Origin of the sequence: Oleidesulfovibrio sp., from assembly GCF_047973035.1 — a bacterium.
Classification (GTDB): Bacteria; Desulfobacterota; Desulfovibrionia; order Desulfovibrionales; family Desulfovibrionaceae; genus Oleidesulfovibrio.
In genome coordinates this window covers 52,137-75,883 of the sequence record NZ_JBKEBF010000021.1, presented here as the reverse complement: position 1 = coordinate 75,883, position 23,747 = coordinate 52,137, and the positions used below count along the sequence as shown (strand labels likewise).

Below are 23,747 nucleotides of genomic sequence, written 5' to 3'. Positions count from 1 at the left end.
TCACGGTAGGATTGGTGTAATTTTTCAGCCGCCTGCCGCCGGTGTGCGGCTTTGGCCGGAACTGTAACAGGCTGCCTGCCGCCATCGGGAGGATACGCATGACAGACGAGACCGGTAAATACCGGAAAGCTGCATCCAGAACTGTCAGTGAACAAAAGACATCGAAAGGGCAGGATAAAGACGGGGCAGGCGGGCATACGCCTGATGTGTCAGCTAATGGCGCAGACGGAAAAGAAGGATATCCGCACGCAGAAGCTGTTGCAGAATCTGTTCAGGGGACAGCCGTGCCTGATGGACGGGCACCGACCGCAAATGGCTGGTTAGCACCTGCTTCAGACCATGTCTCTCCAGATTCACAGAACAAGAGTGCTGCCGCGGACTCACGTACGTTCTGCAGCTCGGAACATTGCGATAACCCTTTGAGTGAACGCCCGCCGCGAAGCCTGAAAGAACGTTTCCGCGCGCTGCGTAAAGGGCGGCTGTCCAGATTGGATAATCACCTGCCGATGCTTTTGATGGCTGTGGTGGTGGGGGTATTGGGCGGTTACGGTGCGGTGCTGTTTAAGTTTGTCATTAAGGGCGTACAATATCTTTTTTACGGCAATACGGCGGAGTTTCTGGAGTTTCATAGTTCTGTCCCTGTATGGGCGACTATTGCGGCACCGGCAGCTGGCGGACTGATAGTGGGGTTTCTTGTTTCGCGCTTTGCGCGTGAGGCACGGGGGCACGGCGTACCGGAAGTCATGGAGGCTGTAGCGCTGCACGACGGTCGCATCCGCAAGCGTGTAGCCTTTATTAAAATTTTTGCCTCTGCCATCAGTATCAGTTCCGGCGGGTCCGTGGGGCGCGAAGGGCCTATCGTGCAGATAGGTTCCGGCATCGGTTCCACCGTGGGGCAGCTGTTAAAGGTGGGACGACCTCGCCAGCGCACGTTGGTTGGCTGCGGTGCGGCTGCGGGCATTGCCGCCACATTCAACGCGCCCATTGCGGGGGTGCTGTTTGCTCTGGAATTGTTGCTGGGTGATTTCGGTCTGGCTGCTTTTTCGCCTGTGGTGCTTTCTTCCGTGGTGGCAACCACTATTTCCCGTCACTATTTTGGCGATTTTCCCACCTTTATCGTGCCGGAGTATGAGGTCTTTTCCCTTTGGGAATACGGCATTTATCCGTTTCTGGGGCTTATCTGCGGCCTTGTAGCGGTCTTCTTTGTCACGGTGCTGTACCGTACAGAGGATTTTTGCGACGCCATAAAAATGCCTGACCCGCTAAAAGCAGCGCTGGGGGGGGCAATTATCGGCTGCACTCTGTTATGGTTTCCGCATGTGTTCGGTGTGGGATACGGAGGTATCAACCTTGCCCTCACAAACGGCCTTGGCTGGAAGATGATGTTGCTGCTTATCGTGGTAAAGATTTTTGCCACATCGCTTACCATCGGCTCCGGCGGTTCCGGCGGTGTGTTCGCTCCTTCACTTTTTATCGGTGCCATGACTGGCGGTTTTTTTGGGTGGTGCGTGGGGCAGGTGTTTCCGGGGGTGACCGCGTTGCCCGGTGCCTATGCGCTGGTTGCCATGGGCGGACTGGTTGCGGGTACCACACATGCGCCCATCACTGCCATTCTGATTATTTTTGAGCTGACAAGCGACTATCAGATTATTCTGCCACTTATGCTGACGTGCATCATTGCCAGTCTTGTGGCCTCAACGCTGAAAGAAGGCTCTATCTATACTATCAAGCTGCTGCGGCGCGGAGTGGATATTGCAGGCGGGATGGAGCAGAATCTGCTGCGCAGCCTGAAGGTGGGCGAATTTATGCATGCTGACCCTCCGACCATATGGGAGGGCACCCCCCTGCATGATGTGATAAGGGCATTTCAGCAGCGGGATACTTCGTACCTGCATGTGGTGAGCAGCGACGGCGAGCTGAAGGGGATAATCTCCTTTCGCGATCTGCGGGCGGTGCTGTCAGATGAGTATCTGACGCATCTTGTAATTGCCGGAGACATCGCCACCTCCCGTCTGGTTACGGTAACAGAACAGGATTCCATCCACTGTGCCCTTGGCCTGATGAGCAAAAGCGGCATTGCCCAGCTGCCTGTTGTCGATTGTGACGACTCACGGAGACTTATGGGTATTTTGCGCGAAAAAGATGTTGTCCATGCCTACGACAGGGCTGTGGTGCAACGGCAGATGGAAAGACGTTGATCGGGTTTGCTGCAGCTTTTTGCTCAGGCGCCGGTCTGTTTTGCAGACGTATTTCCTTTGCCGTAACTGTACTCCTGCTAAAAGGTGGCGAATAATTTAATTTTACTAAGACCTGCCGGAATGTCCGTAAGTGCGGCCATAATGCTGTCCGTAATTGTGGCCGAAAATAGTAGCGTAATGTTTGAATAATTGTGCTTTGTGTTATTTCTTAAGCTCATACTGTGGTGGCCGGGCAGGAAAAACTCTCCTTTGAGCGGCTGCACAGTACGCTTGCCAAGCGGGCCATGAGTGTCTATGCATAAGGGTTCACGCTTCAACGCTAACGAGGATTTGATCACCCATGCCGCACAAAGGTCCCCACATCTCTATTTCTTCGGAATTTTTGGTGAACAGGGTTTTGCGGGTTCCGCTCGACGAGTTCGAGGATTGGCCGGAAGCCGTCCGCGAACTGGCCATGGAGTTGGCCGAAGAGCTGTTCCTTGTCCGTTACAACCCGTTCATCGATGCCGCCACTGTACGCTCAAGCGTGCAGGGTAAGTGGGAAAAAGCGTCGCCTGCTCTGGCCCATCACTACGCGAACACGCTTGGTGAAGGTGTTACCATGTTCTGGAGCGCCTACGACGCAGACATGGAATACCGGCAGGACCTGATCAGACGTCTTTCCCAGATTCTTCCCAAGGATAACATCGACACCCGCCCCAACTCTCTGGTCGAAAGCTCTACTGATGCTACCGATCTTCGTATGGAGTTGCCGTTGCTGGTAGTTGCACCTTCATCCAGCGAGCAGGTAAGCGCCGTGGTGCGTCTTGCCAACGAGATGAAGTTTGCGCTGATACCCCGCGGCGGTGGTTCCGGCCTGACAGGCGGAGCCATTCCGGCGCGTAAGCGCACGGTGGTTATGAGCCTGCAAAAGCTTTCGCGCATCCGGTATGTGGATACAGACTCCATGGTGCTGTGTTGCGAGGCCGGTGTCATTACGTCTGAAGCCATCAATGCTGCAAAAGAGCGCGGTGTGCTGTTTACGGTTGACCCTGCGTCAAAGACGGCCTCCACCATCGGCGGTAACGTGTCGGAAAACTCCGGCGGGCCTTTTGCCTTTGAATACGGCACCACGCTGGACAATCTGCTGAGCTACCGCATGGTAACGCCCACGGGCGAAATCATCGACGTGGAACGCAAGGAACACCCGCGCCATAAAATTATGGAAGACGAAACCGCCGTTTTTGAAGTGCGTGATGTCAGCGGCGGTGTACGCAAGGTCGTACGGCTGCGTGGTGATGAAATCCGCAAGGCGGGGCTTGGCAAAGACGTTACCAACAAAACTCTGGGCGGCCTGCCCGGTGTGCAGAAAGAAGGCGTTGACGGCATTATTACCGAATCCTGCTTTGTTCTGTACCCCGCGCAGAAGCATTCTCGTGTGCTGGTGCTGGAGTTTTTCGGCCGCACCATGCACAACGCCATGTTGGTTATCAAACAGGTGGTCGGGCTGCGCGACGATATCCGCACCAAGGGCGACCTTGTAAAGATTTCCGCGCTTGAAGAGTTCGGCCCGAAATATGTTGAAGCAATCGAGTACCAGAAAAAGTCTTCGAAGTACGAAGGACAGCCCATTTCGGTGCTTATTCTGCAGCTCGACAGTAATAACGTGGCTGCGTTGGACGAATCCGTAACCGATGTTGTCAATATCTGCGAAGATTACGACAACGTGGATGTGTTTGTTGCGCGGGATTCCAAGGAAGCAGAAATTTTCTGGGAAGACCGCCATAAACTTTCGGCTATCGCACGTCGCACTTCCGGCTTTAAAATCAACGAAGATATTGTCATTCCCATCGACAGCATTCCTGATTTTTCACTGTTCCTTGAGCAGTTGAACCTTGAATGCACAGCTCAGGCTTTCCGCTCCGCGTTGCAGGAAGCCGGCAGGCTGCAGGGGATGCCGCTGGAAGACAAGGAATTCAACAAGGAATTCTCTTTTGCCTCCAAGGTTGCTCAGGGCAATGTGCCGTTTTCGGAGCTGTCCGATCAGGAAATGCTCGACCGTGCGCTGAAGTTCTTTGGGCATCTGCAGGAAAAATATTCTTCCATGCGCAAAAAGCTGGGCCGTATTGCCGATCATATGCAGGCTACCCGTATTGTGGTTGCCAACCACATGCATGCAGGTGACGGCAACTGCCATGTGAACATTCCTGTAGATTCCAACGACGCTATCATGCTGCACAACGCAGAACATGTGGCAGAGCGTGTCATGGCGAAAGCGCAGGAAATGAACGGCGAAGTTTCCGGCGAGCACGGCATCGGCATTACTAAAATCAAGTTCCTGTCTCGCGAAAAGATGGAAAGCCTCAAGGAATACAAAGACCTTGTGGACCCCAGGAATATTCTGAACCCTGCAAAGCTTACACAGTACGAAACGCCGGTACGGCCGTTCACGTTCTCGTTCAACAGGCTTATTCAGGATATCGCTGGCAGCGGTTTGCCGGATAAGCAGCGCCTTATCAATCTGCTTACCAATATTCAGGTGTGCACCCGCTGCGGTAAGTGCAAGAACGTGTGCCCCATGTTCTTCCCCGAGCAGGACCTGCAACATCACCCGCGTAACAAAAACATCAGCCTTGGCGCATTGATCGAGGCTATCTACTATTCGCAGGTGAACAAAGGCAAACCAGACAGTTCGCTGATGGCGGAACTGAACCGCCTGATGGAACACTGCACCGGCTGCGGCAAGTGCACAGCCGTGTGTCCCGTCAAAATTAACTCTTCTGATGTGGCGCTGCATCTGCGTTCGTTTGTGGAAGAAGAAAACAGCGGATTTCACCCCATCAAGAGCAAGGTTCTAGATTATCTGGCAGGTTCGCCTGCATCGCGTGTGCCCAGAGCAGCCAAGGCTGCCGCTTTCGGGCAGAAGATGCAGAACAAGGTGCTGGGACTGGTTCCGGCAAGCTGGCGTCAGCGTGCTGAAAGCCCGTTATTTGCCGCTCCCGGACCAGAGCTTGGCTATCAGAACCTTGCTGAGACGCTGAAACTGGAAAAAGGTTCCATCTTCCTGCCTGAAGGCCCTGCAAAGAATGGCCGGAAGGTGACGGAGGCGGTCTTTTACTTCCCCGGTTGCGGCGGTAGCCTGTTCTATCGCAACATCGGCCTTGCAGGGCTTATGTTGCTGCTTAAATCCGGCGTTGCGGTGATTATGCCGTCACAGCACCTGTGCTGCGGTTATCCGCTGCTGGCTGCCGGTCAGGGAGAGCAATTTTCGCGTAACCGCGAACGCAATATAGAAGCCATGCGCTCAATGATGGATGTGGCAAAGCAGCAGGGACTGAGTGTGTCGCATATCATAACCGCCTGTGGCTCGTGCCGCGACGGAATCGCACGATATGGCCTTGCAGGTCAGCCCAACAGCGAATTGCAGCATAAAGACCTTGTGCAGCTGCTGATTGAACGCATGGAGCCGAAGCGCTTTGCCGAAGGCCGCAGGCTTATGTACCACTCTTCGTGTCATGCGGAGTGGACAGGCGTGCACAAAGGCAAGGCAGGGGGCATCTACAAAAACGCTCTGGCGGATTTCTCCGGCGCGGATGTGCAGCTGACTCCCGGTTGTTGCGGCGAATCCGGCATGGGTGCCATGACAAGTCCGGCCATCTATAACCGCTTGAGGCAGCGTAAAAAGGCTCGTCTGGAAGCGGACCTTGCTGATTATGATGCTCAGTCGCCCATCATTGTGGGATGCCCTTCGTGCAAGGTGGGTATAGCCCGTACACTGATGGGAATGAAGGACAAACGTCCTGTGTTGCACACGGTAGAGTGGCTGGCAGAAGCGGAAGGCGGCGAAGATTGGCGTAAATCATGGCGTAAGCGGCTGACTGCCTTTGCAGACGGGCCGGTTCGTCTGGTTGATGAAAACGATTAGCGCACTGCTTTTCCGTATCCTGTAACCTTCAGCAGCGCGTGACGGCTTTGTCGTTGCGCGCTGCTTTTGTCTGTTGTGCTTTTCGCTTTCAGGGCGGCGGCGGTGCGGGGCGCAGCTTTGCGGCGGGCTGTTTTCACGTTGTTTTTAGCGTAGCAGGCATGTTGCCCCTGAGCACTTTGGCAAAGTTGCTGCTTCACGTCTCCTTGCAGGGGGCAGGGCACGCGAAGCGGCATTCGAAACGGCGTTACGGGATAAAGCGTTGCAACACCTTGTGGACGGCGCTGATGCAACCCGCTATACAAAAAGCATAGTATGTGGCAGTGCTGCCGCGTACAGGATGTAGAATACTATGAAATATCTTGGAATCGACTACGGTACAAAAAGAACAGGTATCGCTGTTACTGATGGTGGTGGCATGATGGCATTTCCGCGCCGGACCATCGCTATGACCACTCGTGACGCTTTTTTTGGCGAGTTGCTTTCAGTAATGGAAGAAGAACGCCCTGATGGCGTGGTGGTAGGCTTGCCTTTGCTGGAAAATGGCGAAGAAACGCTTATTACGCGTCAGGTGCGTAATTTTATTGCCCGCCTGCAACGCAGAAGCGAGCTGCCTGTTTACCTTGTTCCCGAAGAACTCAGCTCTTTTGAAGCCGGAGAAGAATTGCGCGAGGCTGGCCTTTCTTTTCGCGAGCGCGAGGCCGTAGTGGACCAGCAGGCGGCTGTGCGTATTCTTGAATCATTTCTGAACCTGCCGGAAGACCGGCGTATACCCGTATAATTATCATGACCGACAACAATCGTAATTCGCAGCAGGAACCGAATCGTCCTCTGGCAGATACTGATATTGCAAAAGAATATGAAGAAACCGTGTTTGCAGAGACAGGCCATATCCCTGCCGAACTGCGCAAAACACGAGTACTGCCGATGGTGCTGCTCCTGTTGATGCTGGCTGTTGTCGGATACCTTGTTTTGGATACATGGCTTTTTTTGAATACCACCCCCGAGGAGCCGGGGAAGAATGTGACTATTCAGATTCGTCCGGGCGCTTCATTTGTGAAAGTTGCCAATCAGCTTAAAAAGGCCGGTGTTATTACTGATACAAAGCGGTTCCGTTTGCTTGGCATCTATCATGACAAGCTGGGGGCAGTGAAAGCCGGTGAGTTTATGGTAAACACCGGCTGGAAGCCGGAGCGTGTGTTGCAGGAAATCGTCAGCGGCTCTCCCGTGGTGTACAAGCTGTCCATCCGCGAAGGGTTGCCGTGGTGGGAAGTGGCAAAGCTGATAGAATCAGCAGGGTTTGCAAAGTTTGAAGATTTTCGAGCTGTTATCCATGATCCCGCCTTTCTGCGTGCCAAGAATATTCCTTTCAGCTCCGCTGAAGGGTATCTTTTCCCTGAAACCTACATGCTTCAGCGGCCTCTTGAGATGAACAAAGCCTCTGCCAGAGCTGTGGCAGACGTGATGGTGGATATGTTCTACACCAAGGTGCAAAGCCTTTGGCCCCGGACTGATATCGCCTCTGCTGAAGGGACAGGCGGAACAGTAAACGGAACTGTAAGCGGAACTGTGAACGGAACTGTAGCCGTTGCTGGCGATGAAAGCATTTCTGGCGCTATGCCTGCGCCGGACGAGCTAGGCAGGCTGGTCATATTGGCATCACTGGTAGAAAAGGAAACCGGCCTTGTCTCCGAGCAGGAGCGTATTGCAGGAGTTTACGCTGCGCGGTTGCGTCGCGGCATGCTTATGCAGTGCGATCCCACGGTTATTTACGGACTGGGTGTTTCTTTTGATGGCAACCTTACCCGTGCGCACCTGCAGGATTCCTCTAACCCCTATAATACCTACCGTCATCGCGGACTTCCGCCCGGTCCGATTTGTTCTCCCGGCCTTGGGGCCATTGCAGCGGCTGTACGCCCTGAAAAACACAATTTTCTTTATTTTGTGTCCAGAGGCGATGGCTCTCATCATTTCAGCGCGACCCTGCGCGAACATAATAATGCAGTAAGAAAGTACCAGCTCGGAAAATAGAACATCTTATATTGATAAGTATTGTGCTATTTTGTATCCTTTTGCCATAGCAGTTTAGAATTGCTAGCAAAAGGAGGATGGATAGGGCGTTTTATCTGGTTGAAAGAGTGGTGCGTAGAAATTGCCATGGCATTGGTCACAGCTATTTGTCAAAAGCTAAGCCTGACAGCAGCTGTTGTTTTGTTGTGCCTGCTGGTTGCCGCTTGTTTGGTTTGGTATTATAACCCAGACGCATTTAAGAAGCTTTTTAATCATATAAAAAAAACGGATATGCCTCATGGGCAGCATCGTTTTGCATTGCTTGCAGCGGTGGTACTGAGCTCCTTGGTGCTATCATACTGTTATTTTCCCGCGCCAGACACTAAAGCCGAAAGTACTGTTGGTGGTGATCGCAAATCTTCAACCATTCGCCCTGAAGACAGTCAAAACAAGATCGTAATTCCACCGGAGCTTAGCCCGGAAGTGAATTTTGAAGTGGGTTCATATGAGCTTTCTCAAAAAGATAAAGCCAAGCTGGAGAGGTATGCACGGTCTTGGAGAGATACGATCATTTTACACGGGGGGATTGTAGAGATAGTTGCAGTGGGTGGGGCGGATGAAGTTTCTAACAGAGAAGTTGCTGTTGCGCTATACGACGACGACTACGTTGAGATAACCATTGCCTGCTATATCAACGGGGAATTTCATGCTCGGCGGAAGTTTAACCCGCAAAGCAGCCATAGGCTCAAAAACGCAGATCTGGCTGCAGTTCGTGCGATACAAGTTGCACGAGTTTTTAAGGGTATTGTGGGAAATGAGTTTGTGCGGATTAGCTACGAGAGCCACGAGAGACCGGATATGAAGTCGCTAAAGTATCGGATGGGGGTTGTGCGGGTGAAAGCTTATCTTAAAAATAACCTCGCAAAATAAGCCCGAACTCTGTATAAAGAGGCATGGAGGTCTTTATGAAACTACTTAATTACTTCATCTGCGCCTTGATATGCAGTGTGTTTAGCGGTGCACTGTTATTGCCTGTGCAGCCGGCATTCGCCCAGACAGAGTCGGATTCCGTTTTTGAAAAAGTGGATGAAGCTCTTGATAGGTATGATAGAGCCAGAGAACGGTTTGAAGAAGTACGGCGCCGGACAGAAGGCCGGACCGATGAGCTGGAAGAGGCTGAACGGAATATGAACCGTGCGCGGAAGTCGTTGGACGGTGAACGTGTCAGCGCCATTGCCGATGAAGCCGGTGTCTCCGAGGCCAAAGTGGAATCTATGAGGGCTTCCGGCATGGGCTGGGGTGCCATTGCAGGCGAACTTGGGGTTCACCCGTCTGCGCTTGGTAAGGGGCATCAGAAAGCGAAAAAGAAAGGCGACGCCTACGACGACGATGATTACTCGCGGGATAAATCTGCAGGTAAAAGTAAGGGCAATAAGGGCGGTGGTAAAGGTAAAGGCGGCAAGGGCAACGGTGGCAACGGTGGCGGAAAAGGGAAAAAGTAGCTGACGGAGCGCCTGTTTTGCACTACCTCTTTTTTGCTCTTTTGCACTGAGGGCGGTTGTTGTATTTACCTGAATATTTCAAGAGAAGGAGACACATATGAAGAATTGGTTCAAACTGACTCTGGTGGCCTGTGTAGCTGTGTTTGCGCTGGCTTTGGTTGGGTGCAGCGAAGAAGGCCCCGCTGAAAAGGCAGGCAAAAAGATTGATCAGGCTATGGAAGATGCCGGAAAGGAAATGGATGCCTTGAAGGATAAAGCCAAACAAGCCATTGAATAAAATATAGGGCCGGAAGCGGAAGCTTCCGGCCCTATTGTTTGCGGGGCCGGTGCCAACGGGCAGGAAGCACCGGCAAGCAGAGGATGAATCCATGTCCGCAATGGGCAGGAAGCGGAGCATGGGCGACGGCGATCCTCTGTTCGCCGTCCGGGTGCAGGCCCGGAGAGTACACTCGTCTGTCAGATGAGTGTTTGCAGAAATTTTACGGCTGTACGCGCCTGTGTTTTTTCTTCTTGTCGCATCCTGCGATATCACACCCTATATGCAACACAGTTTGGTATAAAAACGGCATGAGTATGCGCGTGCTTGGATGAATATAGCATGTTTCATGCCAACTTATAACTAGCTATTTTTATAGCATTTCACGTTGAGGGAGAAAAGAGCAAGACGCGTATTGCAAAGTTTTGAGACATTCAGTATGTCTCGAAATCATATGTTTTGAAACGTTCACGAGCTGAGGACAGCCTGATGTTTAATGTGGGGGTATAGCTGTGAGTGACCGTACTGCTCAAGGAGTATCCGCAACCGGTGTCTCTCCGATGGTAAACGGTATGTTTGCCATGCCGGTGGAGGCAGGTCCGTTGCTGGATACGATTCCGTTTCCGCTTGCGATAATTTCGCCCGAGCGGAAAGTTCTGTTCATTAATGAAGCGGCTCAGGTGCTGACGGGATTTTCATTGGAAGAAGCCCGCGGTTTGCATTGCATGTATGTTATGCGCAGCAGTCTGTGTCCGGATAAATGCCCGCTGGCAAAAGTTGAAGATACCGATTCAGCCGTCTGTGTTGATGCGAACATCGTCAATAAAGACCGTAAAAAGATTCCGGTACGTGCCAACTTTGCGCCGGTACATGCGCCGGACGGTTCTATTGCCGGCTATGTGGAGGCGTTGGAAGATATTCGTATTCTTCAGGAGCTGGAGATCAAGCAAGGCTGGTCGTACGGCTTTGGCGATATGATTGGCCACAGCCACGAAATGGAACGCATCTTCCAGATGGTGCCCGGCATTGCGCAGACTGACTCTTCGGTGCTCGTCACCGGTGAAACAGGCACCGGCAAGGACTTGCTGGCAGAAGCCATCCATAACGCCTCAACCCGTGCAAAAGGGCCTTTTGTAAAGGTTAACTGCGGTGCGTTGCCGGAGACTCTGCTCGAATCCGAACTTTTCGGCCATAGTAAAGGCGCTTTTACCGGAGCTACAGAAAGTAAGCCCGGTCGCTTCAGAATGGCGCACAACGGCACACTCTTCCTTACTGAAATCGGTGACCTGCCGCTTTCCCTTCAAGTCAAACTGCTCACTTTTCTTGATGACAAGGTTATTCACCCGCTTGGCAGTACAAAAGGCGTCAACGTGGACGTGCGTATCGTTGCGGCCACGCACAGAGACCTTCGGCAGATGGTTCGGGAAGGTAAGTTCAGAGAAGACCTTCTGTACCGCCTGAACGTTGTCCGCTTTCATATGCCGCCTCTGCGTGAGCGGGGCGAAGATATCAATCTGTTCCTTAATCATTTTGTCCACGTATTCAGCGAAGAATTCGGGAAAAAAGTAACCGGTTTTTCACAGGATGCGCTGTATTTCCTTGAACATTATACATTTCCCGGAAACGTCCGTGAGCTGCGCAATGTAGTTGAGTACTGTGTAAATGTGTGCGGGCAGGAAACGATAGAAGTAGAACATCTGCCGCGTTACCTTATGGAGCAGCCTGCTTCATCTGTGGTGGCGGCTCCCAGTATGTCTGCCCCTGTGCGGGATGTGCAGACGTCGATGCCGCCGGTCTCAGGCGCTATGCCTCCTCCGGCGCAGGCTGCCCCAGGCGGCGCTGTGAACTGGGCGGATATGGAGCGCAAGATGATTCTGGATGCCCTGCTGCAGGCCAGAGGCCGTAAGAACAAAGCGGCGGAAATTCTGGGTTGGGCACGCTCCACGCTGTGGCGTAAAATGAAGTTTTATGAAATCGAATCTTCCTGATTCGCCGGGAAATATACACAGACCGCCGAGCGGCGGCCACGGGGGCTGGTTGGGCCATGAGCAAAAGAATACTTGTTACGTTGTACGGTAGCGATGTTGCACCGCGGTTTGATCTTGCAACGGAAATATGGCTGGGCCGTACAGGTGAGCGGAACATCGTTGAAGAAGAACGCACGATAGTGCTTCCGCATGCTTCCGCAGAAGAATTATGCCACCTTATCCTTCGCGAACATGTGGACGTGGTGATATGTTGCGGGATAGAAGAAGAATACTACGAGTACCTGCACTGGAAACGCATTGAAGTTTTCGACTCTGTGGTAGGGCGCAGCAAGGATGTCATCAATGCATACCTTGCAAAGACCCTCAGGCCGGGGTCGGTACTTGTCTTCCGCGATAATTAACGAATGAGGGGCGGTCATGGAGCCACAACAAACTGACAACGCAAGCCGCAGCTGGCTGGTGCGGCTGTTCGACCCGCTGGGGGGAACACAATCGTCAAAGCGGTATTATTACCTGCGCCGGAACATTATTATCCTGATAGTTTCGGTGTCGGTCGTGCCGCTGGCGCTCATGGCCGCCATTAATTTTTTTATGTATCAGGATTCGCTGAAGACGCAGGCGGAAAGCCAGGTGCGTACGCTGATACATAAGACAAGACACTCATTTGAGCTTTTTCTGCATGAACGGCTGGCCTCTGTTGCTTTTGTTGCAGGTGCGTATACTTTTGACCAGCTTAAAGATCAGAAAACTCTGAACAGAGTATATCACGCCGCCAAAAAAGAGATGGACGGCTTTGTCGACCTCGGGCTTATCAATTCCAGCGGCACGCAGGTCAGCTATGTCGGCCCTTATGACCTGAAAAATAAAGACTACTCACAGCAGGAATGGTTTCAGCAGGTAAGGGTGCGGGGCAGTTACATCAGTGATGTTTTTATGGGCTATCGGGGCATTCCTCATGTGGCGATTGCCGTGGAGCATCTTGATGATGACGGATCACGCTGGGTTGTGCGCGCCACAATTAATACCGACCGTTTTGAAGACCTGATCGCGGCAATGGGGTTAGGCTCTCAGTCTGATGCTTTTCTGATAAACCGTGCAGGCGTGATGCAGACAGACTCACGTTACTTCGGCAAGGTATTGGAGCAGGCCGCCATAGCTGTCGGGCCGGGATCGTATCAGCCGGAAGTCGTGGAGAGTGAAGGGCTGAACGGTCAGAAAATTTTTGTCGGCCATGTGAATTTTGTTAAGCCCGAACTGACGTTGGTGCTGGTTAAGCCTACCAGCGTGGCCTATCAGGCATGGAATAAGCTGCGTATGGAAATGCTGACGCTGTTCCTTGGCAGTACTGTGCTGATAGTGTTTGTTGTCTGGGCGCTTACAGGTGTTCTTGTCCGCCGCATCCGTGAAGCGGATGAAAAGCGTGCGGCTGCGTTTCGTGAAGTGGAACATGCTCATAAGCTTTCCTCCATCGGTCGTCTTGCCGCTGGTGTCGCGCACGAAATCAACAACCCCCTTGCCATTATCAATGAAAAAGCCGGTCTGATGAACGACCTGCTTGAGCATGGAAACGATGAAATAGTCAGGGCAAAATTTCCTGAGCTTGTTTCTTCGGTGCTGCAGTCTGTTTCGCGGTGCCGTACCATTACGCACCGCCTGCTTGGCTTTGCGCGCAGAATGGAAGTTCAGGTCGAGCCTCTCGATATTAATGAGATTGTGCGCGAAGTGCTGGGCTTTCTGGAAAAGGAAAGCCTGTACCGTAATATTAATCTTCAGCTTGAACTCGATGAAGAACTGCCGCGTATTTCTTCTGACCGGGGTCAGTTGCAGCAGGTTTTTTTGAACATCATCAATAACGCCATTGCCGCTGTGGATAATGGCGGAAACGTACATATTGTTACTCGTGCGGTGGGACTGGACAAGGTCGCGGTAAAAATTACCGATAATGGTGTAGGCATGTCCAGTGAGGTGTTGAGTCATATATTCGAGCCGTTTTTCACTACTAAAGGGGCAGAAGGTACCGGCCTTGGTCTGGCGATTACATATGGCATCGTCCAGAAGCTAGGCGGGCGTATTCATGTGGATAGTGAAGAAGGCAAAGGTTCGACCTTTACGATAGAGTTGCCCAAGCGTGCACAGTTGCCAAAGGAGTCGTAGGTGATGTCAGAGCTTAAAGTGTTACTGGTGGATGATGAGATAGAGTTTGCCGGAACTCTTGCTGAAAGGTTGCGTTTGCGGGGGCTTAATGCCTCTGTTACTACAGACGGGCAGGATGCTTTGCGCATCGCTCGTGAAGAAACTCCCAATGTTATGGTCGTTGATGTGATGATGCCGGGTATCAGCGGATTGGATGTTTTACGGCAAATTCGAGAAAATTTTCCCCAACTACCCGTTATTCTGTTGACAGGAAAGGGTTCTACAAGGGATGGAATTGAAGGCATGAGGCTGGGCGCGTTTGATTATCTCGTCAAACCGATCAGCATTGATGACCTCATCGAAAAAATTCGCGAAGCCACAAAGGCGCCTAACTCTGCATAATGGCAGGAAACAGGGTTAGATAGTCTGGCTTGTGAAATCCGGTGCAATGTGGCAGGCGTTGTACCGATTGCAGGAGGGCACATGACACGTGAGCATGAAAAGGCTGCGTACATGGGACGGATTACTGCGGCCCTGACGCACGAAATGCGTAACGTGCTGGCAACCATGCGTGAATCCGGCGGGTTGCTGGAGGACATGTTGCTGTTGAGTAAAGAGGACTTTCCCAAACGGGATGTCTTCGAAAAAAGCCTTGCCCGGATTTCCGGTCAGGCTAAGCGGGGGATGGATATCTGTGCCGCGCTGTCGCGTCTGGCGCATGGTCCCGATGCTCCTGTCGCTACTATTGATGCCGCAGAATGGCTTGATTACTTTGTTTTTGTTTGCGGTCGCTTTGCGCGGCTGAAAAATATTTCTCTTGCCCACGGGATTACTCCTGCGGGCATTTCTTTTTCTACCGATCCTGTGCGTTTTCAGATGGTTCTTTTTCATGTGATGGACGCACTTCTGGCAACACTTCCTGCCTCTTCCACGGTCACCCTCACCGGTGAAAAGAGCGACAGAGGCGTTGTTGTTCGTTTTGTTGTCAGCGGCTGCGACATGCCGGACCTGACCTCCGATTTGCTGATAGCTCAGGCTGCAGACTGTCTGGGCGAAATGGGGGGCTCAGTGCAGAGTGATTCGCAGATCAGACAAATCGAAACGTTTTTCCCGTTTGAAATAGCTTCATAATGTAGTGACAATTTTTGCCCTGATGATTCTTTTTGTTTCATCAGAGCGTGTGCTTTTTTTAACAATCTACTTAATGTATCAAGATAACTACTCACTCGCTGGTGGCACAGTCCTTGCCTATAATTTCACAAGGACAGGAAACGATTCATGCAAAGACACAAGAACCGTTTTGAATTGCCTCTGGCTTCCCGATGCTGCTGCTCGGGGCTGTGTGTAACCGGCGCTGCGAGCACGCAGGGCGCCCTGCCGGTTTTACACGCCATGGCGACACATCGGGGGCAAGGGTAATGAAAATCGCAAATGTGGCCTTGTATGATTCAGACCGGCAGTTTGTAGACCACCTTGCCGACAGGCTTTCCGGATTGGGAATAGCCTGCGCGGTATGCCGGACGACAGACGAGATTGAAACACTGCTGTGCACGGGCGGTATTGATGTTCTTGTCTTTGGTTCGCAAGAGGTGAGTTCTGCGGTAATGCGGTTTCTAGCCCGTATGAGTCGCTGCGACGATACCGTTCAGGTTATCTTGATGGTCAGAAAAGACCAGGTGCGACTTTCTATCGAAGGCATGAAAAATGGTGCGTTCGATGACATCTACATCCCGTTTGCCCTGGATGCGTTGTTGGGCAAGCTGTCGTTAGCTGTACAGCAAAGACGGCTTTTGCAACGCAGACAGCAGAGTGCGGAACAGCCTGCAAAGGGGCTGTCTGTATTCGGAAGAGTGCCGGACGAGGAATAAAGGGAAGGAAACTGACATGGCTATTCACGTTTTGCTTGTGGATGACGAGGTCGATTTTGTTCAGACCTTGGCAGAGCGTCTCAGGATTCGCGGAATGACCGTGGATACTGCTCATGACGGCGAACACGCGTTGCAGATAGTGGATGACTGCGGTGCATCAGTGATGGTTCTGGACCTTAGGCTTCCTGGCATGGACGGGATGGAAGTGCTGCGCAATGTCCGCAAAAAATGCCCGCATATGCAGGTGATTATGCTGACAGGGCACGGGGGCCGAAAAGACGAGGATTCTGCACGGTTGATAGGGGTTTTTGAGTACCTGAACAAACCTGTGGATATCAGTCAGCTCTCTGAGGTTATTGCAGCCGCCGCCAATGAGGCGGCCCTGCTTAGCGCAGACTAGCCCCGGGTGGGCCACCGGGCAATGGAGGATGTATGGAAACACCCAAAGTACGGGACATAATGATTCCGGTTTCCGAGTATGTTGTCATCGAAGAACGCGGTTCCCTGACCGATGCCTTTGTGGCTTTGGAAGATTTTTGCCGCGATAAATGCAAAGCCAAACCCCACCGTGACGTTCTGGTCACACGTGATGGCAAGGTTGTAGCCAAACTGACCATGCTTGATGTGCTCAAGGCTCTTGAGCCCAGGTATGAACACGTACAAACCGAACGGTTTCAGGGCAGAACCCTGACAGCCGAGCTTGTAGACAAACTGATCCGGGAATACGGCCTGTGGGCCGATCCGACTGCCGCTTTGTGCCGGAAGGCAGGCAACTGTAGCATTGCAGATGTCATGCACCTTCCCGAAGCCGCTGAGTTCGTAGACGAAGATGATACCGTGGAACATGCGCTGCACCGCTATATCCTCGGAGTGCATCAGCCCCTGCTGGTGCAAAAGGACGGCGACGTTATTGGCGTTCTGCGCCTCGGTGATGTCTTCGATTTTCTGAGAACAAAAATGACGGAGTGCGCCGCGGGTTAGTCCGGGTGCGTTTTTTGAAAAGGAACATTGTATGTCTTCTAACGCACAAGCGACATCGTTCGACTGGAAAAGGCTATGCTTTATGCTGCTGGGGGTGGCAGTTTTCCTCGTGATCTACTATTCGCCGGCATGGCCCGACGCGGTAGACCCCCTCGGCGAGCGCTTCCCGCTGTCTAAAGAAGCAAAAGGTGCCCTGGCCGTATTCATGTTTGCAGGCCTGTGGTGGGTTTTCGAAGTAGTGCCCATCGGCATTACCAGCCTCTGTATCGGCGTGCTGCAGGTACTGTTCTTTGTCCGTCCGCCGGAAAAGGCGTTCAAGGACTTCATGGACCCTTCGGTTCTGTTTATTTTTGCATCCATCATGATCGGCCTGGTGTTTACCAAAACCGGTCTGACAAAGCGTCTTGCATATAAAATGCTGATGGTTGTGGGCGAAAAAACCAGCCGCATATACCTAGGGGTATTTGTGGTAACGGCACTTCTTACCCATATCATGGCGCATACCGCCGTTGCGGCTACCGTGTACCCACTGCTGCTTGCCATTTATGCTTTGTATGATGATACCGGCAGCAAGACCAAGTTCGGTAAGGGCCTGTTTATCGGTATGGCGTATGTTGCCGGTGCCGGCTCAATTATCACTCTGCTGGGTGCCGCGCGCGGTGCCGTGGCGGTAGGCTTCTACAAAGAAATTGTGGGCGTCGACATTTCTTTCTTTGATCTCAGCTACTACATGTTCCCCATCGGCTGGCTGATGGTGTTCCTGCTGTGGGGCTTCTTCATGATCTTTTTCAAGCCGGAGCGGGATACCATTCCCGGTCTGCGCGAAAAGGCAAGAGATCTGAACAAGCAGATGGGACCCCTCACCCGCAAGGAAATAATGGCTGCCCTTATCGTGGGTATCGTCATTCTTGTCATGAGCCTGCGTTCTTTCTTCCCCATGCTTAAAATGCTGGATAAAACTGCCATCATTCTTATTTCCAGCATCGCTTTCTTTATCTTCAAGATTCTGGATATCAAGGATCTTGAAGATGTGCCGTGGAACATCATTCTGCTGTTCGCCGGCGCCATGAGTATCGGCTACTGCCTGTGGGAAACCGGTGCTGCAAAGTGGCTGGCTGTCAACTGGCTGGTCATGTTTGAAAAAGCCCACTGGTTTGTCTTTGTGATGAGCATCTGCTTCTTTGTTCTGATGATGACTAACTTCATTATGAACGTGGCGGCGATTGCCATATCACTACCGGTTGCGCTTGTTATTGCGCCTTACCTCGGTGTGTCGCCCGACGTGATCCTGTTCGGCGCATTGGTTGTGGCTGGTATGCCCTTCCTGCTGCTGGTAGGTGCTGCTCCTAACGCAATTGCCTATGATTCCGGACAATTCACTTCCGGCGAGTTTTTCAAGTACGGTCTTATCGCCAGTGCTTTGCTGCTCGTTGTGGTCGGTATATTCGTTCTCGTGGTATGGCCGCTTATGGGCATGCCCATTACCGTACCCAAGGTAGGCATGTAGTTCGTTTAGCGTAGAACAAGAGCCGGAGCGCGGCTGCCGCGCTCCGGCATTTGGAATACCCTTACCTAAAGGAGAAGGGCTGTGTCGGAAAAAGTGCTTATCGTCGATGACGAAAAGGAATTTCTGGAGGCATTAGCCGAGCGTATGCGCGCACGCGGCATGGAAGTAACTACTGCCACATCTCCCATCGAGGCACTGGCTCTGGTTGCACGTAAGTCGTTTGACGCCATTGTGCTTGATTTTCAGATGCCCGAATTAGACGGGCTGGAAACCCTTAAGCGGATGAAAGAATCCAATGACGACGTGCAGGTAATCGTGCTTACGGGCCATGCCACGATTGAGCGCGGCGTTGAAGTGATGAAGCACGGCGCAGCGGATTTTGTTGAGAAATCTGCAGATATTAATAGCTTGACTGAAAAGATTCACGAAGCTAGCGCTAAGAAGCTGGTCATTGCAGAAGAAAAGACCAGAGAAAAGATTCAGGCCATTCTCGAAGAGAAAGGGTGGTAAGCAGGACCGCCTTTGGCCGACTATGCAGGTGTAAGGAGAGGAACCATGTCTGTCATTGCAATCCACAATGGGATCTACTGCCACGAAGAACAGTACCTGAGCGCCATCCGGGAGGCTACCGGATACAGTTACGTTACTGACGACACCGTGGTTGATGAGGCTGCGCGCCGTTCCGGCATCAGCGCATCGCGTCTGCGCAAGGCATTTGACGCAAAGCCTTCCATCTTCAACTCGTTCACCAACGACAGGGAGCGCGCCCGTGCGTGGTTCCGGCTGATCGTGGCTGAACATCTGGCAAAGGACAACATGCTCTTTATGGGCTTTACTGCCATGATGGTGCCTACCGCCGTAAAGCACGCTCTCAGGGTGTGTCTTATCGGTAATAAAGAAACGCGCATTACCAATGCTGCGGCTCAGGGCATCGGCGAAGGTGAAGCTCAGAAGACATTGCGTGCGCGCGATTCCGATGCTGCAGAATGGGTGAAGCACCTTACCGGCAATACGGACCCGTGGGCAGCAGAGCTGTATGACATTGTTATCCCCGTGGATAAAAGTACCCCGCTGGAAGCTGCAGCCCTTGTAAAGGAAATGCTGGGGCGTGAAGCTGTAAAGCCTGATGAAGCCAGTCGCAAATACGTGCAGGACGTGTTGCTGGCTGCACAGGTTGAGGTTCAACTTGCCTCCAAAGGCCACTTTGTACAGGTCGTGTCGGAAGCCGGTGTCGTTACACTTACTGTTAACGGTGATGTTTCCGACCTTGAGCGGCTTGGCACCAACCTGCGCGCGGCTGTGATTGACATGCCGGGTGTGGAAGGCGTGAAAGTGGTTGGCGGTCGCGATATTCATGCCCCGTCCATTTATCGTCAGTGCAACTTTGAATTGCCTAACCGCGTTCTGGTTGTAGATGACGAGCGCGACTTTGCCCAGACGTTGTCACAGCGTCTGGAAGTGCGCGAAATGGGCTCTGCCGTGGCATACGACGGCGAATCTGCGCTTGAAATCGTTGAGCGCGATCAGCCTGAGGTCATGATTCTTGACCTGAAAATGCCCGGTGTGGACGGCAAAGAAGTTCTGCGCCGTGTTAAAGAAAGCAGGCCTGAGGTTGAAGTTATCATTCTTACCGGTCAGGGTTCTGATTCCGACCGCGCCGAATGCATGAAGCTGGGTGCGTTTGCTTACCTTGAAAAGCCTGTGGATATCGAGCAGTTGAGTTCTGTTCTGTTAAAGGCAAATACCAAGGCGCGTCAGAACCTGAAGAGCGCTTAACATATCAAGCGAGCAACCCCTTTCGGGGTAGCCGTTGTCTCTGGCTGGCCGGCGGGGCATCCCGCCGGTACGCCGGATAACATCTTCCGCATACTGAGTTTGTGGCGAATGCAAGCTCGCACCAAAAAGGGGCTCCCGATGGGATCGGGGGCCCCTTTTGGCGTGTTATGTGCGCAGCATTCCAAAAAGGACATGCTGTCTGTTTCTCTGTGGCTGTTTGTTGCAGCTAACGCCGGAACGTTTGGTTTATCCGGAAAGGGGCAGCTGCAAAAACAACAAACGCGGCACGACTGCAACAAAAAAATTAAAATTGTGTGCCGAAATGCATTACTGCGAAACCGTTTTCGACGATTTTAAAGAAGAAACTGCGAAGTGTTTGTTTGTCAAGCTATTTGAAACTTCTGTTGTTTTAAAACGTTCGTTAACGTATCAGAAGAAACTGCCATAGTGCTTCCATTTGTTTCTCGCGATTGTGTAAATTTTAACTAGCGTGAGTAATCACTTGAATTGTTACGATGTTTAAGGATGGCACATACATTGCTGTATGTCGTCCGGGCAGGACGTGTTTTATGCAACGTCACCATGTTCGCTTTACGCATCGTTTGCCGTTTCAGCGTCACTGTCCATTTTCGTGCAGAGCATGTGCTGTGCGGTACAGGCGTCTGGGCCGGTTCTGCACAGCGGGGCAGGGTACGGGGAGCAATGGCTATGCAACACATGAAGGTAGCTGTGTATGACTCTGACATGCAGTTTGTTGATAATCTTTGCGGACGGCTTTCCGGCATGGGCGTAGCCTGCACCGCCTGCCGGACGCATGATGAAGTTGAGACGCTGCTGTGCATGGGTACTGTGAATATTCTTGTTTTCGGATCGCAGGAGATAACCTGCGCCGTTACACGATTTTTGACACGGATGAAACGTTTTGACGGTGCTGTTCAGCTTATCCTGATGGTCAGAAAAAATCAGGTCAGGTTGTCAATTGAAGGCATGAAAAACGGTGCATTCGACGACATCTGCATCCCGTTTGATCTGGATGCGCTGCTGGGCAAATTGTCGCTGGCGGCACAGCATAGGCGGCGGGTACTGTGCAAAGACAGACAGGTTTGCTCGGCAAAGGCCCGACGCGAGAGACATGCTGCCCGTAAACAGGTTTTTAAGGACGGGAACTGACATGTCTATGCGTTTGCTGACATCAAATAAGGAGAATGGCCGATGAAATACGGACTCACCGTAAAGGCCTCCTGCTTAATTTATGCAGACAGGTGCACTTGCCGCATAGCGGAAGCCTGTAAGCCGTATTGCGATGCTCAGGGACCTTGAGCTGTATCTCATATCGCAGGCAGCTTCGCACACCGCCGCAACGAATCAGGGTGATTCTTCATATCTGCCGGCAACGCGGCTGCCTGAAAACTAAAGATGTATGTGCTGCCTGCCAGGGCTGCTCCCTGACAGTTCTTTTTCATAAGGCGTTTTTTGAAGTTATTATAACCGTTGTCGATGGTACAGCCCGACTGAGTTCTTACCGGTTAAATGTGCCAGGGCGGGCCATCCGGCACTGGAGGACGTATGGAAACACCGAGAGTACGGGATATAATGATTCCTGTTTCTGAATATGTTGTCATCGAAGACACAGGTGTTCTGTCTGATGCCTTTGTCGCTTTAGAAGACTTTTGCCGGGATAAAAACAAGCGCAAGCCTCATCGTGACGTCCTTGTCACGCGTGACGGTAAAGTTGTGGCCAAGCTGACCATGCTTGACGTGCTCAAAGCCCTTGAGCCCCGTTATGAACACATACAGCCCGAGCGGTATCAGGGAAGAACCCTGACAGCCGGACTGGTAGACAAGCTGATCCGCGAGTTCGGCCTGTGGGCCGACCCGACAGCGGCGCTATGCCGTAAAGCCGGCAGCTACAAAATTGCAGACGTCATGCACCTGCCCGAAGCTGCAGAGCTTCTGGATGAAGACGACACGGTTGAACATGCATTGCACCGCTACATCCTTGGGGTGCATCAGCCTTTGCTTGTACAGCGTGATGGTGAAGTAACCGGCGTGCTGCGTCTTGGCGATGTTTTTGATTACTTGAAAACAAAAATAACTGAATGCCCCGCGGGCTAATCCGCAGGCTTGTTTCGATAAGGAAATAGATATGTCTTCCAACGTACAAACAGCATCGTTCGACTGGAAAAGACTGTGCTTCATGCTGCTGGGGGTAGTGGCTTTTCTTGCAATTTACTACTCGCCGGCGTGGCCCGATGCAGTAGACCCTCTGGGTGAGAGCTTTCCGTTATCTAAAGAGGCAAAGGGCGCTCTGGCCGTATTCATGTTTGCCGGCCTGTGGTGGGTTTTCGAAGTAGTGCCCATCGGTATTACCAGCCTCTGTATCGGCGTTCTGCAGGTTCTGTTCTTTGTCCGTCCGCCGGAAAAGGCGTTCAAGGACTTCATGGACCCGTCGGTTCTGTTTATTTTTGCATCCATCATGATCGGTCTGGTGTTTACCAAGACAGGTCTGACAAAGCGTCTTGCCTATAAAATGCTGATGGTTGTGGGCGAAAAGACCAGCCGTATATATCTAGGGGTATTTGTGGTAACGGCGCTTCTTACCCATATCATGGCGCATACCGCTGTGGCGGCTACCGTGTACCCGCTGCTGCTCGCCATCTATGCTTTGTATGATGATACCGGCAGCAAGTCCAAGTTCGGTAAGGGCCTGTTCATTGGTATGGCCTATGTTGCCGGAGCCGGTTCTATCATCACCCTGCTGGGTTCGGCGCGCGGCGCAGTTGCAGTCGGCTTTTTCAAGCAGATTGTGGGAACAGAAATTTCATTCTTTGAATTGACCTACTATATGGCTCCCGTCGGCTGGCTGATGGTGTTCCTGCTGTGGGGTTTTGTAATGATTTTTTGCAAGCCCGAACGTGATACCATTCCCGGTCTGCGTGAAAAAGCAAGAGAGCTGAACAAGCAGATGGGGCCGCTTTCGCGCAAGGAAATAATGGCTGCCGTGATTGTGGGCCTTGTCATTCTTGCCATGAGCCTCCGTTCGTTCTTCCCCATGCTCAAGATGCTGGACAAGACGGCGATCATTCTGATTTCCAGTATTTCGTTCTTTGTGTTCAAGATTCTGGATATCAATGATCTTGAAAATGTGCCGTGGAACATCATTCTGCTGTTCGCGGGCGCCATGAGCATCGGTTACTGCCTGTGGGAAACCGGCGCTGCAAAGTGGCTGGCTGTCAACTGGCTGGTCATGTTTGAAAAGGCGCACTGGTTTGTCTTTGTGATGAGCATCTGCTTCTTTGTTCTGATTATGACAAACTTTATTATGAACGTGGCGGCGATTGCCATATCACTACCGGTTGCGCTTGTTATTGCGCCGTACCTCGGCGTGTCGCCCGAAGTTATTCTTTTCGGTGCACTTGTTGCGGCGGGTATGCCCTTCTTGCTGCTGGTAGGTGCCGCACCTAACGCAATCGCCTACGATTCCGGCCAGTTTACTTCCGGCGAGTTCTTTAAGTACGGTCTTATCGCCAGTATCATGCTGCTTGTAGTGGTCGGAATATTCGTTCTTGTGGTATGGCCTCTTATGGGCATGCCCATTACCATACCCGGAGTAGGCATGTAGTTTAC

At 52.1% G+C, this 23,747-nt stretch carries 22 protein-coding genes; 21 read left to right on the top strand and 1 reads right to left on the bottom strand.

Annotation, left to right across the window (positions count from 1 at the left end; genetic code table 11):
- The first annotated feature begins 98 nt into the window (after positions 1-98).
- Both ACK5LI_RS07155 and ACK5LI_RS07150 read left to right on the top strand, forming a co-directional pair.
- Entirely contained in the window at positions 99-2,198 is a 2,100-nt protein-coding gene (locus ACK5LI_RS07155) for a chloride channel protein (protein ID WP_416947667.1), read from the top strand.
- Between the two features lie 340 nt (positions 2,199-2,538).
- Positions 2,539-6,102 carry an FAD-binding and (Fe-S)-binding domain-containing protein gene (locus tag ACK5LI_RS07150; RefSeq protein WP_416947665.1) on the top strand — a complete coding sequence of 1,188 codons (3,564 nt, stop codon included), beginning with the start codon at positions 2,539-2,541 and terminating at the stop codon, positions 6,100-6,102.
- Here the strand turns inward: ACK5LI_RS07150 and ACK5LI_RS07145 are convergent.
- Positions 6,099-6,299, bottom strand: a complete 201-nt coding sequence (locus ACK5LI_RS07145) for a hypothetical protein (RefSeq protein ID WP_416947663.1) — start codon at positions 6,297-6,299, stop codon at positions 6,099-6,101. The two genes, ACK5LI_RS07150 and ACK5LI_RS07145, sit on opposite strands and share 4 nt — an antisense overlap.
- A gap of 152 nt (positions 6,300-6,451) precedes the next feature.
- Between ACK5LI_RS07145 and ruvX the strand changes: the two genes are divergently transcribed.
- The 19 genes from ruvX to ACK5LI_RS07050 all read left to right on the top strand — a co-directional run bounded on the left by ruvX (position 6,452) and on the right by ACK5LI_RS07050 (position 23,742).
- Complete coding sequence (ruvX, locus tag ACK5LI_RS07140; RefSeq protein ID WP_416947660.1) at positions 6,452-6,880, top strand: Holliday junction resolvase RuvX; 429 nt, start codon at positions 6,452-6,454, stop codon at positions 6,878-6,880.
- 5 nt (positions 6,881-6,885) lie between these two features.
- A complete protein-coding gene (mltG, locus tag ACK5LI_RS07135) occupies positions 6,886-8,130 on the top strand; it encodes an endolytic transglycosylase MltG (RefSeq protein ID WP_416947658.1) in 1,245 nt (414 codons plus the stop codon).
- A 60-nt stretch (positions 8,131-8,190) separates the two neighbouring features.
- On the top strand, positions 8,191-9,039 hold the full coding sequence (locus ACK5LI_RS07130) for a hypothetical protein (RefSeq protein WP_416947656.1): 849 nt from the start codon (positions 8,191-8,193) through the stop codon (positions 9,037-9,039).
- A 35-nt stretch (positions 9,040-9,074) separates the two neighbouring features.
- Complete coding sequence (locus tag ACK5LI_RS07125) at positions 9,075-9,611, top strand: hypothetical protein (RefSeq protein WP_416947653.1); 537 nt, start codon at positions 9,075-9,077, stop codon at positions 9,609-9,611.
- A gap of 97 nt (positions 9,612-9,708) precedes the next feature.
- Positions 9,709-9,888 carry a transport-associated protein gene (locus ACK5LI_RS07120; RefSeq protein WP_416947651.1) on the top strand — a complete coding sequence of 60 codons (180 nt, stop codon included), beginning with the start codon at positions 9,709-9,711 and terminating at the stop codon, positions 9,886-9,888.
- 491 nt (positions 9,889-10,379) lie between these two features.
- Positions 10,380-11,855, top strand: coding sequence for a sigma-54 interaction domain-containing protein (locus ACK5LI_RS07115; protein WP_416947649.1), 1,476 nt, complete (start codon positions 10,380-10,382; stop codon positions 11,853-11,855).
- 56 nt (positions 11,856-11,911) lie between these two features.
- On the top strand, positions 11,912-12,256 hold the full coding sequence (locus tag ACK5LI_RS07110) for a NifB/NifX family molybdenum-iron cluster-binding protein (RefSeq protein WP_416947647.1): 345 nt from the start codon (positions 11,912-11,914) through the stop codon (positions 12,254-12,256).
- 16 nt (positions 12,257-12,272) lie between these two features.
- Positions 12,273-14,009 carry a sensor histidine kinase gene (locus tag ACK5LI_RS07105; RefSeq protein ID WP_416947645.1) on the top strand — a complete coding sequence of 579 codons (1,737 nt, stop codon included), beginning with the start codon at positions 12,273-12,275 and terminating at the stop codon, positions 14,007-14,009.
- Between the two features lie 3 nt (positions 14,010-14,012).
- Complete coding sequence (locus ACK5LI_RS07100; RefSeq protein WP_416947644.1) at positions 14,013-14,390, top strand: response regulator transcription factor; 378 nt, start codon at positions 14,013-14,015, stop codon at positions 14,388-14,390.
- 81 nt (positions 14,391-14,471) lie between these two features.
- On the top strand, positions 14,472-15,119 hold the full coding sequence (locus tag ACK5LI_RS07095) for a hypothetical protein (protein ID WP_416947642.1): 648 nt from the start codon (positions 14,472-14,474) through the stop codon (positions 15,117-15,119).
- 287 nt (positions 15,120-15,406) lie between these two features.
- Positions 15,407-15,856, top strand: a complete 450-nt coding sequence (locus ACK5LI_RS07090; protein WP_416947640.1) for a histidine kinase — start codon at positions 15,407-15,409, stop codon at positions 15,854-15,856.
- A 16-nt stretch (positions 15,857-15,872) separates the two neighbouring features.
- Positions 15,873-16,256, top strand: coding sequence for a response regulator (locus ACK5LI_RS07085; protein WP_416947638.1), 384 nt, complete (start codon positions 15,873-15,875; stop codon positions 16,254-16,256).
- Positions 16,257-16,288: 32 nt separating this feature from the next.
- Entirely contained in the window at positions 16,289-16,837 is a 549-nt protein-coding gene (locus ACK5LI_RS07080) for a CBS domain-containing protein (RefSeq protein ID WP_416947636.1), read from the top strand.
- Positions 16,838-16,868: 31 nt separating this feature from the next.
- Complete coding sequence (locus ACK5LI_RS07075; RefSeq protein ID WP_416947634.1) at positions 16,869-18,344, top strand: SLC13 family permease; 1,476 nt, start codon at positions 16,869-16,871, stop codon at positions 18,342-18,344.
- Positions 18,345-18,425: 81 nt separating this feature from the next.
- The gene (locus ACK5LI_RS07070; RefSeq protein ID WP_416947632.1) at positions 18,426-18,854 is read left to right on the top strand and encodes a response regulator; all 429 of its coding nucleotides are present in this window, start codon (positions 18,426-18,428) and stop codon (positions 18,852-18,854) included.
- A 45-nt stretch (positions 18,855-18,899) separates the two neighbouring features.
- Positions 18,900-20,120 (top strand): response regulator, encoded by a 1,221-nt coding sequence (locus ACK5LI_RS07065; RefSeq protein ID WP_416947630.1) that lies wholly within the window; start codon positions 18,900-18,902, stop codon positions 20,118-20,120.
- A 525-nt stretch (positions 20,121-20,645) separates the two neighbouring features.
- A complete protein-coding gene (locus ACK5LI_RS07060; protein ID WP_416947628.1) occupies positions 20,646-21,290 on the top strand; it encodes a hypothetical protein in 645 nt (214 codons plus the stop codon).
- A gap of 396 nt (positions 21,291-21,686) precedes the next feature.
- Positions 21,687-22,235 carry a CBS domain-containing protein gene (locus tag ACK5LI_RS07055; protein WP_416947626.1) on the top strand — a complete coding sequence of 183 codons (549 nt, stop codon included), beginning with the start codon at positions 21,687-21,689 and terminating at the stop codon, positions 22,233-22,235.
- A gap of 31 nt (positions 22,236-22,266) precedes the next feature.
- Positions 22,267-23,742, top strand: a complete 1,476-nt coding sequence (locus ACK5LI_RS07050) for an SLC13 family permease (protein ID WP_416947624.1) — start codon at positions 22,267-22,269, stop codon at positions 23,740-23,742.
- The last annotated feature ends 5 nt before the right edge of the window (positions 23,743-23,747 follow it).